This window comes from Dyella sp. PARNA 12/25, from assembly GCF_055702865.1.
Map to the genome: position 1 here is coordinate 107,217 of NZ_JBVQCI010000005.1, position 14,745 is coordinate 121,961.

Annotated in this window: 13 protein-coding genes and 1 riboswitch; of the genes, 8 read left to right on the plus strand and 5 right to left on the minus strand. The window is 59.3% G+C overall.

Annotated features, from left to right (window positions below; translation table 11 throughout):
• The first annotated feature begins 294 nt into the window (after positions 1-294).
• Positions 295-567 carry a lipid-A-disaccharide synthase N-terminal domain-containing protein gene (locus AC0GUR_RS12290; protein ID WP_472877772.1) on the plus strand — a complete coding sequence of 91 codons (273 nt, stop codon included), beginning with the start codon at positions 295-297 and terminating at the stop codon, positions 565-567.
• 81 nt (positions 568-648) lie between these two features.
• Here AC0GUR_RS12290 and AC0GUR_RS12295 read toward each other — a convergent pair whose 3' ends face one another.
• Entirely contained in the window at positions 649-1,002 is a 354-nt protein-coding gene (locus AC0GUR_RS12295) for an antibiotic biosynthesis monooxygenase family protein (RefSeq protein ID WP_472877773.1), read from the minus strand.
• 210 nt (positions 1,003-1,212) lie between these two features.
• Positions 1,213-1,288: riboswitch (S-adenosyl-L-homocysteine riboswitch) on the plus strand.
• A 14-nt stretch (positions 1,289-1,302) separates the two neighbouring features.
• On the opposite strand from AC0GUR_RS12295, the gene AC0GUR_RS12300 reads away from it, so the two are divergent.
• Positions 1,303-2,175: an ATP-grasp domain-containing protein gene (locus AC0GUR_RS12300; RefSeq protein ID WP_472877774.1), complete on the plus strand. Its 873-nt coding sequence runs from the start codon at positions 1,303-1,305 to the stop codon at positions 2,173-2,175.
• A gap of 15 nt (positions 2,176-2,190) precedes the next feature.
• Here AC0GUR_RS12300 and AC0GUR_RS12305 read toward each other — a convergent pair whose 3' ends face one another.
• Positions 2,191-2,802 carry a histidine phosphatase family protein gene (locus AC0GUR_RS12305; protein WP_472877775.1) on the minus strand — a complete coding sequence of 204 codons (612 nt, stop codon included), beginning with the start codon at positions 2,800-2,802 and terminating at the stop codon, positions 2,191-2,193.
• A gap of 628 nt (positions 2,803-3,430) precedes the next feature.
• On the opposite strand from AC0GUR_RS12305, the gene AC0GUR_RS12310 reads away from it, so the two are divergent.
• Positions 3,431-4,081 (plus strand): DUF1989 domain-containing protein, encoded by a 651-nt coding sequence (locus tag AC0GUR_RS12310; protein WP_472877776.1) that lies wholly within the window; start codon positions 3,431-3,433, stop codon positions 4,079-4,081.
• Positions 4,082-4,280: 199 nt separating this feature from the next.
• On the opposite strand, the gene AC0GUR_RS12315 is transcribed toward AC0GUR_RS12310, so the two are convergent.
• On the minus strand, positions 4,281-6,029 hold the full coding sequence (locus AC0GUR_RS12315; protein ID WP_472877777.1) for a hypothetical protein: 1,749 nt from the start codon (positions 6,027-6,029) through the stop codon (positions 4,281-4,283).
• A 1,082-nt stretch (positions 6,030-7,111) separates the two neighbouring features.
• Here AC0GUR_RS12315 and AC0GUR_RS12320 point away from each other — a divergent pair.
• Positions 7,112-7,483: an SLOG family protein gene (locus AC0GUR_RS12320; RefSeq protein ID WP_472877778.1), complete on the plus strand. Its 372-nt coding sequence runs from the start codon at positions 7,112-7,114 to the stop codon at positions 7,481-7,483.
• A 97-nt stretch (positions 7,484-7,580) separates the two neighbouring features.
• Here the strand turns inward: AC0GUR_RS12320 and AC0GUR_RS12325 are convergent, their stop codons facing one another.
• Positions 7,581-8,525, minus strand: a complete 945-nt coding sequence (locus tag AC0GUR_RS12325; RefSeq protein ID WP_472877779.1) for an AraC family transcriptional regulator — start codon at positions 8,523-8,525, stop codon at positions 7,581-7,583.
• A gap of 32 nt (positions 8,526-8,557) precedes the next feature.
• Between AC0GUR_RS12325 and AC0GUR_RS12330 the strand changes: the two genes are divergently transcribed.
• From AC0GUR_RS12330 to AC0GUR_RS12340, 3 genes are all read left to right on the plus strand, one after another.
• On the plus strand, positions 8,558-9,022 hold the full coding sequence (locus tag AC0GUR_RS12330) for a nuclear transport factor 2 family protein (protein ID WP_472877780.1): 465 nt from the start codon (positions 8,558-8,560) through the stop codon (positions 9,020-9,022).
• Between the two features lie 264 nt (positions 9,023-9,286).
• A complete protein-coding gene (locus tag AC0GUR_RS12335; protein ID WP_472877781.1) occupies positions 9,287-10,252 on the plus strand; it encodes a DUF2268 domain-containing putative Zn-dependent protease in 966 nt (321 codons plus the stop codon).
• 284 nt (positions 10,253-10,536) lie between these two features.
• Positions 10,537-12,096: an esterase/lipase family protein gene (locus AC0GUR_RS12340; RefSeq protein WP_472877782.1), complete on the plus strand. Its 1,560-nt coding sequence runs from the start codon at positions 10,537-10,539 to the stop codon at positions 12,094-12,096.
• Between the two features lie 320 nt (positions 12,097-12,416).
• Here AC0GUR_RS12340 and AC0GUR_RS12345 read toward each other — a convergent pair whose 3' ends face one another.
• Positions 12,417-12,812: a hypothetical protein gene (locus tag AC0GUR_RS12345; RefSeq protein ID WP_472877783.1), complete on the minus strand. Its 396-nt coding sequence runs from the start codon at positions 12,810-12,812 to the stop codon at positions 12,417-12,419.
• Positions 12,813-13,343: 531 nt separating this feature from the next.
• Between AC0GUR_RS12345 and AC0GUR_RS12350 the strand changes: the two genes are divergently transcribed.
• Positions 13,344-14,525 (plus strand): WD40/YVTN/BNR-like repeat-containing protein, encoded by a 1,182-nt coding sequence (locus tag AC0GUR_RS12350; protein ID WP_472877784.1) that lies wholly within the window; start codon positions 13,344-13,346, stop codon positions 14,523-14,525.
• The last annotated feature ends 220 nt before the right edge of the window (positions 14,526-14,745 follow it).

Sequence of the window (14,745 nt, forward strand, 5' to 3'; positions counted from 1 at the left end):
GCGATCCGTAGACGGAACTTCGAATCGAATGCTCGGGCCCTGCCTATACAGGATACGCCAGCCACCCACCATCGCCAGTGCATGCCCGCCGGGGGTGGCGGAACCCTGTCGCCCGCCCTGACCTCAGGTGGCATCGATCAGGCCTTGCCCAGCTTGCTGCGCGCTCCATCAGGCTGCAAGATCTCGGCTCCACCAACGTGAGCCTGGGCCAAGATGCAAGATTCGAGCGGATTCCTCTCACCCCTGATCGGAAGTTGGGCCCCGTGGCTTTATAGCGAATCCTGGCTATGGACGGTGATAGGTCTTGCTGGCGCCGGGCTCTTCAGTGCGCGGTTCGTCATCCAGTGGTTGCTTTCGGAGAAGAAGAAGCAGCTGGTAGTGCCGCCCATCTTCTGGCAACTCAGCTTTTGGGGAAGCGCCTTGCAGCTGGTATATGCGCTGCACATCGACAAGCTCCCCATCATCCTGAGCTACGCGTTTCTGCCCTTTCTGTACGCCCGCAACCTGTGGCTACTGAAGAAAACCACCACGGCCCATCTGGACCAGCCGCGCCCGCTTTCCGAGTGAGGCATGCCCACCTAGAGTCAGAGGCGAACGCTTCAGCACGCCGCCCCTGACTTTCTCGCTACATGGATGGCAGCGAGGTCATCAACCCGTTGGGTTGCTCGATAAACCATCGGGTGGAAGTGGCGCCAGGAAGTCCGATACGGGTTCGAGAATCAACTCCGGCAAACTCTCCGCGATCGCCGACCGCAGTTGCTGCCAGGCCTCCGGATCGACGGACGGTCGCGCGAGGCCTTCTGCTTTTGCCGCCGCCGATGGCCACTGCGTGTAGCTATACCAAATATTGTCGGGGCCACGGTGCAAGCGTGAGCCCAGCGATCCTCGCTCGGTCAAGAGCAGCTGCGTGACTCGTGACCAGGCCTCGACGAAGGATGCTTCAGAGCCAGGATGGAGACGCCAACGGTAGATGGCGCAAAAGGCTGGAACAGCGTTTTCCATAACTAGGTCCATCAAAAGTGGAAGTTCTCTCTGCACCGCGGTGCGCGCGGCGTCGGGTTTATCATGCCACTTGCCAATGCCTTCGCATCGGTTTGTCTGCCGCTTGTTTTGAAACGGTACATTGACGGCATGCCGACGAGTCAGTGAGACTTATCAGGCATCGTCAAGGCGATGCTTACTCGTTGCGTGCATACCAGCTATCACGCAGTCGGAGCCGAGGGGTGCTGCGACGGACCAGGTCCGCCACGCTCGGTCCCGATCTATCAGACAAGGGCGCCCTCCATCGTTGGAGGTTTTGCAATGTCTGCATCTTTCACTCATCGTCTTGCCATCGCTACATCGTCCATCATTCCGGACATCCATCCGGATGATGCCCACCTGGCGGCATCGCTCCAACGTCTCGGCATCGAGCCCGTGGCGTGCGTGTGGAATGACCCTGCCGTCGACTGGTCGCAATATGACGCGGTGCTGATGCGCTCCACCTGGGACTATTTTCAGCACTACGCGGCCTTCAGCCAATGGCTGGATGCGCTCCCCGTTCCCACCATCAACAACAAGGCCGTGTTGCGCTGGAATAGCAACAAGCGTTACTTGTCCGAGCTGGCGAAACACGGCGTCGATATCATTCCCACGACCATCGTATCGGCAAAGCATTTGCCACACGCGCTGGCTGCCATGCATGGGCGGGAAGTCGTCATCAAGCCAACGATTAGTGGCACGGCATGGCATACCGTGCGTGGCGTTGTAGGTGATGCGGCGATGGATCAAGCCATTGCGCAGCTGCCGCGAGAGTTTGAATATCTGGTGCAGCCCTACGTACCTGAGATCGTCACCGACGGTGAATGGTCTCTGATCTTCTTCGATGGCGAATACAGCCACGCGGTGATCAAGCGTCCGGCCGACGGTGACTACCGCGTGCAAGGCGAATTTGGCGGCACCGCCCGAGCTGTCGAACCTGATGCGACGCTTGTTGCCAGTGCGAAGCGAGCTCTCGAGGCTTCAGCGGCAATGGGCCATGCCGACATTGCCTACGCTCGAGTAGATGGCGTGATCACCCAGGGCCGCTTCCTTCTGATGGAACTGGAAGTGATCGAGCCCTTGCTTCACCTTGCAGGCCGGCCCGAAACAGCGGAACGTTTTGCCGCCAATTTGCGGAGGCGATTGAGCGCCTGACTGAGTATCGGCAACTCACAAGTGCCCGAGGTGCTGGGCACTATTGACTGCCGGAATGGCAACATCATCACCGATATGCACCACGCTGATCCCGCAGGGCGATGGCTGGAAAAGCCAATAGCTGGACAGCGGCAACCCCGCAAAGTGGCAGAGCAGCACGCGAATCACGCTGTCGTGGGTCACCACGGCAATGGTGTCCTGCGGATGCGCGTCGAGAATGTCGTCCAGCGCATCGGTGGATCTGGCGGCCACTTCCTGCAGCGACTCGCCGCCGGGAATGCGAAATCGGTGGGGCGCCGCTCTCCAAAGGCCGGCTTCGCGCGGCCAACGCTGCTCGACATCAGCCACTGCAAGGCCGCCCCAGCTGCCGTAATCAATATCGATAATGCCTTCCTGCGTGATGCCCTGCAGGCCGAACGGCGCACCGATGGTGCCGGCGGTACGTACGCAACGGGACAAGGGGCTGCAGTAGATCGCGTTGAGCTTCCAGTGCTCTGCAAGGTGGTCACGTGTCAGCTCGGCCTGGTGCTTGCCGTTGTCGGTGAGCGCAAGATCCAGCCGCCCGCGAAACGTGGGCGGTTGAATGCCCGGCACTTCGCCATGGCGAATCAGCAACAACGTGGTCATGCGCGTTTCTCCTTCGTTGAACGGCGGCGCCAGGGTACGCCAACAAACAACCCTGGGAGGGTCCGCAACGCCCCACGCTTCAAGCGATGCTTCATGGGGTGCATGGTAGAGGGTCAACTGGCCTTGCCAATGTTCAGCGGCCACTCGCGTCATGCCGTTCCATGGAAAACGACGGCGGCTGCTTCAGATCGACATCGGACATTCGCGCTCACTCTACTCTCTGGATGTGTCCGCCCTGGAACACGGCGCAAGTTTGGCGCAACGTAAATGCCTGAACGTGCGTCATGGATAACGCATTCATCGAAACCACCATGACCTGACCAATGTCACATGCAATACGTCGGCGGTGCGTGCCAAATACGCTTCGTCCGACGGGCCTGTGGTATTTGAAGAAGCCCGTACGCCGAATGCCAAATAGTCACTCGGGCGCTGCGATGTTCCATGCTTACCCCGGCATGTTCTCAGCGCGGATCCACTCCGCTCTACCCACGACCAGTGCTGTTGCTCAGCTTAGCGAAAGGCACGACAGCTGCCCGTAAAGGCGGCGTGTCGATGCCGATGCTTCTGTGCGCGACCTGGCTCACCGCAATCCACAGCGAAGCAATACCGGAAGACCGCAGGTGCATCCATGGATGAGTCAGGGCTGACAACGGTTAACCTCGAAGAGGCGAGCACCATGCGCGTCGCGGCCGGCGAACGACTTTGCATTCGTCGTCGCCAACCCAACCTGACGGCATGGCTGTGGGCGTTATGCGATCCCCATCACAGCGAGCACTTGTCCGTGCAACACAGTCGTTCGCATATCGGACGCACAACGGTCCGCAGTGGCGACACGATGGTATCGAATCGTCAACGCCCGGTGCTTACATGGATCGAAAGCCCAGTTCATGACGCACGCGCCGCACTGAAGGCCGCCAATGACGATGACTGCGGTCGACACGGACACTACAAGCCCGGCCAGTGTGAGGATCGGTTTCGCGACGTCATCGGATATGCACTGACCGGCTCGGCCCGAGCGCCGTGCCCGTTGCATTTGTTCGCGCGTGACGATGGCGATCACATGGGTGACATGCACGCACCGCAGGCATCATCACCAGACAGCCATATCCTGCTCCGCGCCGAAGTCGACCTTATTATTCTGATGTCGGTCGATCCTTTCCATGTGCTGCATGGTGGCGAGCCCTTTCATTCGACCTATGCATCCGCCGCACAGTTAGAACGGTTCACGCACAGCGGTGTTCGGTCCGGCCGGGCAAACAAGCTTTGCGACATGACGTAGACCCATCCGGCATCAGGTGCTTCATCGCCCATGGTCGACACCGCCACGTCACATGGTGTGAAACGGCGGCCATCCTGTGAAAACGAGTGGAATGCTCCACCCGTCCATTCGTCGCCGACTCGATGCTCCCGCATCAAATGCAAAACGGGCGCGATGGGATAGACCCATCACGCCCGTTCCTGGACGCTTTAAGCAACGATCAGAGCTGTATCTGCGAGATGCGTGTGGCCCAATTGCCCAAGGCACCGCGCGTACCACCGCACTGGAAGAACGGCGGGGTCAGGTACTGCGCCAGCGTGCAGGTCTGGGCGATGTACTCCGACGCGATCCAGATGGTGTTGCCATCCACCGCCGCCGCGCCGTAGTCACCCCAGCGCGGTGCGCTGCCGAAGTACGGGATGCCCGTAAAGCCATCCCACGGACCTGCGCCCGCCTGGGCGATATGCACATCGCCGGCACCGATTTTTGCATCAAAACTGGCGTAACCGGCGCTCGGATAGTCGTTGGGACCCACCACGGTGAACGCGATAACGCCACGACCACTTTGCGTCACGGCCGCCGCGCCGTAGGTCAGGTTGGCATCCGGCAGGGCCAGCGTGCCATTGACAAAGATGTGGCCGGAGTTCGGGTTGATTGCAAAGTAATTGATGCCTGAGCCATGGCTTCCGTCGCTCAGCACCACGTCGGTATCCAACGTGCCCCACAGCTTGCCGTTGGCGTAGGTCACCTGCTGCATGCGCGAGTCATTCACTGCGACGTCGCGCGGCGTCGAGTAGACGATGCTCGGATAGCCGAGATAGACCGGTGCACAGGTGATCAGTGCGAAGCAGTCGCGCAATGGCGTGCTGCCCGGCTTCTGATGGGCGTCGCTGGTTGGCACGGCATATTGCTGCACCGTGAGCGGCGAAACATTCAACACCAATGCCCCGGGCACGCTGGTGATCGCCTGCGTGTTGGACACCGACCACAGCCAGACAGTGGTGGACGTACCCGAGTTGTAGAACACGGCGTCCGAACTGAGGAAGAACTCCGTGCCACCATGCGCCGTGGGGTACTGCCCGCCCGTTGAAATAGCCGGCCACACGGTGAACGCGTTTGCCTGAATGCTCGGGTCACCACCGTTGAACAACACGACATTTGGTGACGGAGCGCCCGACGCCAATGCCTGTTTGTCGATCGCGTAGATCTGCGCACCGTAGAAACCTGGGCCGAACAACGCGAACTCGTTGGTGGTCAGGAAAATGGCGTTGGCATCAGCACCGATATGCGGATAGTCGCCCAGGCAGAAGCCACCTGCGCAACCGTGATCCGGCGTGCCTTGCGTGCCATTGTTCTGCACCGGCAAGTGATAGATGGTCCAGGCACCGGTGGGGTTGGAGGTCTGGCTGACCGCGATATCCAGATGATTGGTGCCAGCCAATGCTGAGGTCGTACCAATGCGATCGAGCGTCAACGCCACCTGAAACCAACGCTGCGTGCCTGCATCGTAGTAGCAGGAAGGGTCCGTGATGCTCGGGCCGTACTGTCCCGTGCCGCGATTGATCGCCGCGGAGTAGCCATAGAACGTGTTGAGATCCACTGGCCCGACTAGCTTGTTGCCCGCGCTGTCATAGATGGCCAAAACGTCGTTGACGCTTTCCATAACAAACCCGTTACCGGTGCATAGCCCCTGATCCGGCGGCTCCACCGAGAACTGGTTACCACCATTGGCGTAACGCTGATCGTGGAAGTTGAGGCCATCGAAACCACCCAGGAGTTCCGGATGCGACTTGGCGCGGTTGGCGTTGCCCATCTTGTTGCTGCCCGCATGTCCATGCGCAATGCTGCGATTCACGACGGGCTGACCGTAAGTCTGGTCACCCCCCGAATCCGACTCCCCGCCGGCCAACGCCGGATCCAGCTCCAGAGCTGTAATCGGTGCGCCACCAAGAGGCGTGGTGGTTGGCACCGTAGTGCCCCCTCGTTGTAGCGTGAGGGTGGTTGGGGATGCACCTAAAGCACATGTTGCGAACGCCATGGCTGCTACTGCAACAAGCAGTCGAGTATGCATAACACTGGTCTCCCGTTCGTTTCGATAGGTGACCGCGCCCCCTGGTAACGCTGCTGTCGGTCGCGCCGACGAGCGTTTGCGCAAGTACGCATATATGAGATATGCGCCGAGGCAACATACGCCCATTCCCGGGTGGTCGCCATCGACTTTTAAGCCGGATGGCGGGGCCCCAAAAGCAGCGCTCCCAAGCTTTCTGTACTGCCGGGTTTTTGCCAACGTTTTGTGAAGAGCAACGTGGGCTGTGTGGGCCCCTGGCTGCCCCGGCGCCCGGCGGTGATACGACACCGCTATCGCTGGAAACAGCCACAAGGCGGGCAAAAAGTATCGGCCATCACTGACAGGTGATATCGCCGCTGTTTTGCTAACGTCGTGCTGTCACTCGCGGGGGCAGAGGTTGTGCTTGGGCGAGTGGCCATGACCCTCGTGTCATGAGGCGCGGGCCGAGAGTGTTAGAGCACTCCCGACCCGCTAACCAAAACCAACTTACGAAGAGTTGATGATGGCTGTCCACGATCATACGACACGCGTCCGCCTGCCACCTGCCGATGGCAGTGGTGCAACGGCGCGCACCGGCGGCTTGCCAGCCCACGGCCTGGCCCCCGTCCACCCTCCCATGCGTCACCCGATGCCCAAGGCGTCTGCGGTAGCAACCACGTTGCGAATGCACCGTGACCGCTGGCGCCCGCGTCGGGCCACCGCGCGGGTACGGTGGGCTCAGCCGGTGGTGCAGCGGGCTTCCGGTGACATGAAGGCCGGCGTTGAGGCAGCACGTTGCTGTCTTGAACACTCGGCCGATGGGTCGCAACACCCACCCACCGTCGCCACCTGACCGCGTTCGATGATCGCCCCCGTGGCGCATCGAAGCTAGGTTCGGTGCGCCATCCTTCGGCGTTCATTGACCTTTGAACAAGGCATTCGCCTACACGATTCAGCGACCGCGCCGAGTCGTCGTTTCGCCGTGCCCGACAGGAAATTCAGCCGTGTCCGAGACCTATCCGATCGTGTTCGTCTGTGGCGCGAGCGACTACCAAAACGCCCTTGTGATGGAGCGCGTGCTCGACACTCACGACATCGCGCTGCTGATCATCGGCAACCGCTCAGGCGCCGACCGCCTGGCAAAACGCTGGGCCAAGCGAACCGGCACCAATGTCGACATCGTGCCTGCCCTGCCGGAGTTTGGTGATGGCCCCGAGCGTTGGCGCGGACTGCTGGTCGCCCTGCTCCAGGCGGATCGCGTGCTTGTGTTTGGCAGTGATCAGGTAGCGCGGATGATCGTGGATGAAGCGCGCAGCCGCGACATCCCAGTCGACACCTTCCAAAATGATGATGGTTGGCGTCCGTTACCTCGCTAGATCTGGCAACTCGCGGCGTTTGCCTGGTCCTTGGCACGTCACCTGCCGCACCAGCCATCATCGTGCGATTGAAAGCCGTCGGTATATCACCCGCAATCTACGACTCTGATTGCAGGTACTCCCCTGGCGAGCAACCCACCAGCTTTCTGAAGTCGTTATAGAAGTGCGCTTGATCGAAATAGCCCATGTCCTGTGCGAGCGTCGCCCATGCAATGGATTCGCCCGCAGTGAGTCGGGTCAGTACGTCGTACACGCGATAGCGTTTGATCACCCAGCGAGGGCTCGCGCCGACGTATCGATTGAATAGTCGCTGGAGCGTTCGCTCCGATATGCCAAACCGCTTGATGAGATGCTCAACGCGTGTGACGTTGGCGTCGTTCGCCACCGTTTCGACGATGCCACAGGCCAGGTCGACGTGAGGGTCATGGGCAGGCAAATGTTCGCACAGGAACGCCGAAGCAGCGGCCACCATGGCGAGATCCTCACCACACGCCAGTACGCGCTGCTCGCATAACTCGGCTCCGGGAAAAACCTGCTCCGCAGGCACAGCAGAGTTGGCAAGGGTGCTGACCGCCTGACGAAAGAAGGGATAGAACGCACCGGGGCGAAACTTGATGCCAAGAATGTACCCCTGGTCTTTCAACTCTCTCGCAAAGCGGGTCAGCTGCACGCCATAGCACTTTGATCGTCCGGGTGCGAACACCAGGTGCACTGACGGATGCGGCAGCACCACGCGGGCCTGAGGTGCGCGCCCTCTGAGATCCCACTGCTCCAGCCAGAAATGTTCGACCCACTCGGCAAGCACCGTGGAAGGCGCATAGCGTGTGTGTCGATAGCTCCCCGGCTCGGGTGAATGACGCAAGACGCCACAGCCTTGCCCAAACGCACCGCGATCTGACGGGTCGCTCTGGATAGATTGCGATGGGTCCGGGTGTCGGCTTTTTCCAATCATCTGCATGCGTCTCGCGATGCAATAGCTGTGGAGTGTTGGTGCCACAAGCAAGGTGCCACGCGGCAGCGCGTAACCCGCCGTGCCGCTCATCCTACTCCCATAGCTAACAGGCGATGATTCTCATGAAAGCAGTGACGATGGTACTCGCGTGGGCGTTTAGTCCTTTTATGGGGGCGACGTTGCTCGCGGCTCCCGCGGAGCCGATGGTGGCTTCTGCCTCAACGGGCATCGGGCCGGAAAAAACCGTCGCGCAAAAATTTGAGGCCTTCAATCGACATGACGCCGACGCCATTCAAGCTCTCTATACGACGGATGCCATGCTGCGCAGTCCAGACCACCCGGAGCTAGCGGGAAATGCAAAGATCGCCGACACCTACCGCTGGATATTCGCGGCCATTCCTGACGCCAAGGACACCATTTCGAGTATTGAAAGCACGGGTGACAACGTTTACGTGCAGTTTGTGCTCACCGGTCACCTGAAAGATGCGCAGAGCAAACCCGTCAACCTTCGCATCATGTCGGTTTATACGGTCAAGGATCACCGCATAGTGAGCGACTCAACTTATTACGATCGAAAGACGCCCTAGTGGTTGCGGCCTAGAGCCATGAGGCGACGCAGGATGGAGCGAAAGTGCGCTTATGCCTGAGTGTGGGCGGTGAGATTGAGCACCCCTTGCTCTTCGTTCGTGGCCGATGACACTGGCGAGCGTTCCGTCAGAACTTACCTGAGTGTTGCCATGTGATTCGAGCCACTTGCGCTGTGGCAGTCGCTTTGTGTTTCCTTGTGGGTAGCGATCGGCGAAGACTTTCGCTTGCATCCCGCCCAGACAGTTCACTCCAAGGAAACAGGCATGTCTCCCCGTTTGCCCATAGGCCTGGCGTTGGCCTGCGCTCTTGCACTTGGTACTGCTCACGCCGCAGATCAACCCACAGGTCCCGAGGCCAAGGAAACGCTGCACGCGCCAGTCAGTCATATCGAAATTCAGACCGAAGACGTTACCCGTTTCTACCAGGTCTACAACGCTGCCGGCGGGCATCCCACCGCAGATCAACTGCAGCGTGACTATATCGACCCGGGCACCGAAGGGCTGCACCACCTTATGAAGGTGCGCAACGTCAATGCGCAACGCATTGCGCAGGCCATCGAGACGCAGCCCGCGCTCTATACAGAGGCAAGGACTTGCATGGCGGCCCTGCCGCGAGTGCGCGAGCGACTCAATGTGACCTTTGACAAGCTGGTGCAGCTCTATCCGGATTCCGAGAAACCGCCAGTGACGATCCTGGTCAGCCGCGGACGGCCCCTGGCCATCTCCGGCCCTGGCGATGGCGTGCAGATCGGGCTGGAGGGCATGTGCTCTCCGATGGCGCGCAAGCTCATTGCCAATGTCGACGACCGCTTCGTATACGTGATCGCACACGAGTATGTGCACTCCCAGCAGGACAAGAAGCTTTCCAACGATGAACGCGCCACCGTGCTGGAGCGGTCCCTGCTTGAAGGCGCGGCCGAATTCGTGGGTGAGATGACGTCTGGCCACGTCGCCTATCAGCTACTGCAAACGACGACCAAGGGCCACGAAAAGGAGATTGAAACCAAGTTTGCGGCCGACGTGGACAAAACCGATCTATCCGATTGGACCGACAACACCACCGCGCAGAAGGTGGGTGACCTCGGCTATTGGGTTGGCTACCGTATCGTGAAGTCCTACTACCAGCACACGCCCGATAAGCGCCAGGCCATCCGCGACATCATCCAGATGAATGACCCGCACGCGTTCCTGACAAAGAGCGGTTGGTATCCGGGGATGGTGTTGAATTAGTGGAGTTTGGTAGGCACCGATCCGATTCGAAACCGACCTGCCTACTGGCGCGCTTTTTGATGGTCATGTGATACCTGGATAGCGCACCACGACGTTGGTCTCCGCTTATTCATGGATACATGCGAGGCCATGGCAGCCAGGCCGCCCCATTTCTGAGCCCCACCGAGGCTTGTTTACCGCTTTAGTCGTATTGAGACGAGCTTTCCAAGCGCATGAAATGACGCAACGTTGCCAACCGATCCACCACGATTGATCAAGACCTTGGCCAGATAGGAGGGCTCACCATGCCAGACGTTCGCTATCCGATCATCTACGTGCGCGGCTACGCCATGACGGATGAAGAAAAGAATGAAACGGCTGCTGACCCCTTTTGCGGCTTCAATGCGGGATCCACCGTTTACCGGGCGGTGAGCGACAAGGACAAGCCCGCACAGCGGTTCGTGTTTGAATCGCCAGTGATCCGCTTGATGAAGGACTTCGACTACGCCGCCATCTACGACAACGGTCTGGACCTATCGGACCTTGGCTATATGGGTCGACTGCCGACGAGGTCCATCGTCATCTATCGATACTATGACGACACCGCGCCCTTAGTTGGCGGCCAACTGAGCGCCTCCATGGAGCGCTTTGCCAAAGGACTGTCCGATCTCATCCTCAAGGTGCGCGACTTTGTCTGTAAAAACCCAGCCAATGGCGTGACGCCCGACAAATTCAAATGCTACCTGGTGGCTCACTCCATGGGTGGCCTGGTGTGTCGCGCCTTTCTGCAGAACCCAGCGCTCGGCGACAACCTGGCGAGGGCGGCGGTGGATAAGTTCTTTACCTATGCCACGCCCCACAACGGCATCGACATGGGTGGCTTCAACGTACCGAAGTGGCTGAGTCTCTTTGACATCAACACGTTCAATCGTGAAAACCTCATGGCCCTCTTCGGGTATGACGACGCCCTGAAAGCCAAAGGGCGTTCCGACTACCTTCGCAAGGGAAAAGACTTCGATATCCAGCGTTGCTTCTGCATGATTGGAAGCAATCGTGGTGACTACGAGGTAGCGCAAGGCCTGTCTCGCACCTTCGCCGGCCACGGTAGCGATGGACTGGTGCGAATTGAGAACGCGTCGATATGCAGCATCGACGACAATTTTTCCGAGACACCCGCCGCTTCGGCTTACGCATATCGATCGCACTCTGGCTACTTTGGCATCGTCAACAGCGAAGAGGCGTATCAGAACCTGACTCGCTTCCTCTTTGGCGATGTGAGGGTGGACATCTATGCGGTGATAGAAAGTGTCACGTTGCCACCGGATATCCAGCACAGCAACAACGTAGACGCGCTGTATCAGTTTGAGGTACTCGCATCGCCTCGGGGAAAGCCGTGGTATCTGACCCGGCGAACCGCCGAGGAAGACTCCGTGGCCTGCCGTACGCAGCAAGAGCTGACATCAGCCGCCAACACGTCGCGTCGAACGATCTATTTGTTCAGCGTTTTTCTGGCCGACATCGCACGGGTCAACCCGAACAACCCCTCGTTGTCTTACAGCCTGACCCTCGGCGTGCGCGTGCCGGATTACAAGATCAACCAGGTGCTCTGGTTCGATCAGCACTACGAAGGAAGTTACCTGTATCGGGACACATTGATCGTGGAAATTCTTCCACCATCAGCCCCAGGCCAGGCTTGGCAGGTACGAACCCGTTGGCAGAGCGTGGCGGCAGCACCTACCGGCACGGGGTACTCGCCCATTCCGTGGTCCAACGGCAAGGCGACCCTCAGCGAATCCTTCGACAGCAAAAGCGCGCCAGGCGTAAAGGGAACACTGGTATTCAATATCAGCGCATGGAACAAGTAGGTTAGTCGCCAATAAGAGTTCGGCTGTGAACCCACACCATGCGGCACCTACGTTCCCAGCGTGCTCTTCACGGATTTTGCTTGGAGATGCTAGCAAAACCCCTCAGAGCTTCAGGTCCGTCATTCCGGCGCAGGCCGGAGGTGCCTCACAACAGCGAAGCTGGTCATCCAGTAACCGTAATGCGTGGTTTTCGCGATAACCGACAACTGCGGCTACTGGATTCCGGCCTTCGCCGGAATGACGCTCCGTAGATTTGTAAGGGGCTCTTAGGCGCCGTCTTTTGCATGTAGCCGGCAGCCATACGTTAGACGAACAACGCCCTAGCGATCGCTCGTGATGGACAACGAAACCGCACCCCAATTGTTCCCGTAGTAACCAGCGCGATCATTGCAAAAGACATGGAGCCGGCCTTCACCCTCAAAACGTCGCTGGCTTTGACGGCCGATCACGAAGGTTTGCGCTGCATCGTCGGTGCCAGGTTGCTCACCAAAAGGCATAACACGCCCCATGAGCCTGAAGAAGCGACCCTCATCGGGAATTCTTGGCGGTCGATGGAGTGCATAGAACAGGCGGGCCGAATAGCCATCCGCTGAGCACGGAATGTACGCATCCCACCATAGACCGGTAGCCCGGAACGTCAGGTTGTTGCCTTGGAAAACAATGACGCCCGTGTCCACCCAAGGCTCACTTGAAGGCACTTGGACCATGTAACGCATGAGTCACCACCTCAACGTCGTGCGTGGAAATGGAGAAGGGGCCATCCCTGGGTAAGGTTTCCTAAAACGCGTGCTCCTTCTTGAGCATGCCCGAAGGGAGCACTCCGACCTCTGCATAGCCTTCATTGTTCGAGTATCGCCGAAGAAGTAGCGCGTTGTATCGTCGCGAAAATGGGAGAAAGGGCACTTTGCTCCGGTTTCGTCACCCGGTTTCTGCCGGGCGCACTTGAGCAGAACCACGCCTTGGCCCATCGCTTACGCTGGACGTCCATGGGTGTGCCATCAGTCATGTGCCCATCGACACGAGCTCATCGATCGCACCTTCTATAAGCTGCCGTTCGCTCGACTTGCATCAGACATTTAGCGCGCGCCTCACTTCGCAAGGTGCGCGCAAGGGATCGTTGTGATCGGCAGTGGAACGTTGGTTCTGCGCAGACGCACGCCCCACGGACTGGGATGAGTGCAGCGGCCTGTTGTTGCCGGGATGGCTCACCCAGGATATGCGTTGAACTTCCTACCAGGCACTTGGATATGCCCAACGACGCACCTGATTCGCTAGTTGTCGTTCTCGCCCGCAAGACACTGTCAGTCACAGCGTTGGCACTTGCCTGTGCCCATGGCGCGGCCTTCGCCGCCGACGCGCCGTTAGTGCCGGAGACAGGAAGTCATTGGCAGAAGCTTCCGACCGAGCCTTACAAGGGCAAGCAGGACGATATTCACTTTGCAAATGGAGACGTCGGCTTCTACGTCAACGGCAAAGGCAATATTTGGCGAACCACGGATAGTGGTCGCAGTTGGCAGAATGTCCTCAAGCAGCCGGGGACGTACTTCCGCGCTATAGGCATGGTCGACGCGCAGCACGGTTACGCGGGGAACATTGGCACAGGCTATTACCCAAGCGTCACGGATAGCACGCCGCTCTATGAGACGATCGATGGCGGTGAACACTGGCACGCGGTGACGAATATTCCCGGTCCCGCGATGAAGGGCATCTGTGGCATCGACATTTTTCACCCTGATGGGGCATCGCACGACAGCTCCAACACAGTCATTCATGCGGCCGGTCGAGTGAATGGCCCAGCGCGGCTGCTCAGCTCACTGGACGGCGGAAAAACCTGGATCAATACCGACATGACGCCGTGGATCGCAATGATCGTGGACGTCAAATTCTTTGATGCCAAGAACGGCGTGATCTACGGTGGCTCGGACGCAGACCTTTCCAAATCGCACGCCGTCATTATTGCGACTCACGATGGCGGCACGCATTGGACTCGTGTGTACGAATCCAAACGGCCGTCGGAACTGATCTGGAAGGGTAACTTTCCCACCAGGCGCGTGGGCTACGCCACCATCCAGAGCTACGACAGCAATGCAAAGTCATCCCAGCGCTGGGTGGCGAAAACGACGGATGGCGGCAAGACATGGAGCGAGCTGCCACTGGTGGACGACAAGGAGGTCACCGAGTTCGGTGTGGGCTTCGCCAATGCCGATCTAGGCTGGGTTGGCACCACCAAGGGCGGCTTTGAGACGAAGGATGGTGGCAAGCACTGGGAACCCGTGGAGATGGGACGCGTGGTCAACAAGATCCGCGTGCTGCCCGATGGCCGACACTTCATCGCCTATGCCATCGGCTCGGATGTCTACGAATACACCAGCGAGGAGCTGCCCACCGTCCCAGCGGCATCGGCAACGGTCAAGGTCGATAAACCCTAAAGAGAAGAGCGGCTGAGTCACGGCCCGTAGTGCGCCTCGCCGTTGTTCGGGAGGGAATCTCGTTCGCTTACGATGGGCTGCTACCCGCGGCGGCCGATTATTCGAAAGGTAGTGGTTGAGGCCGACGCGCCTGGAACAGCTGGGGACAATAGCTGGAGACGGAGGTCATTAGGCGCGATTGACTACCTCCGCCTCCTCATTTGGCGCTTGGCTCAGGTAC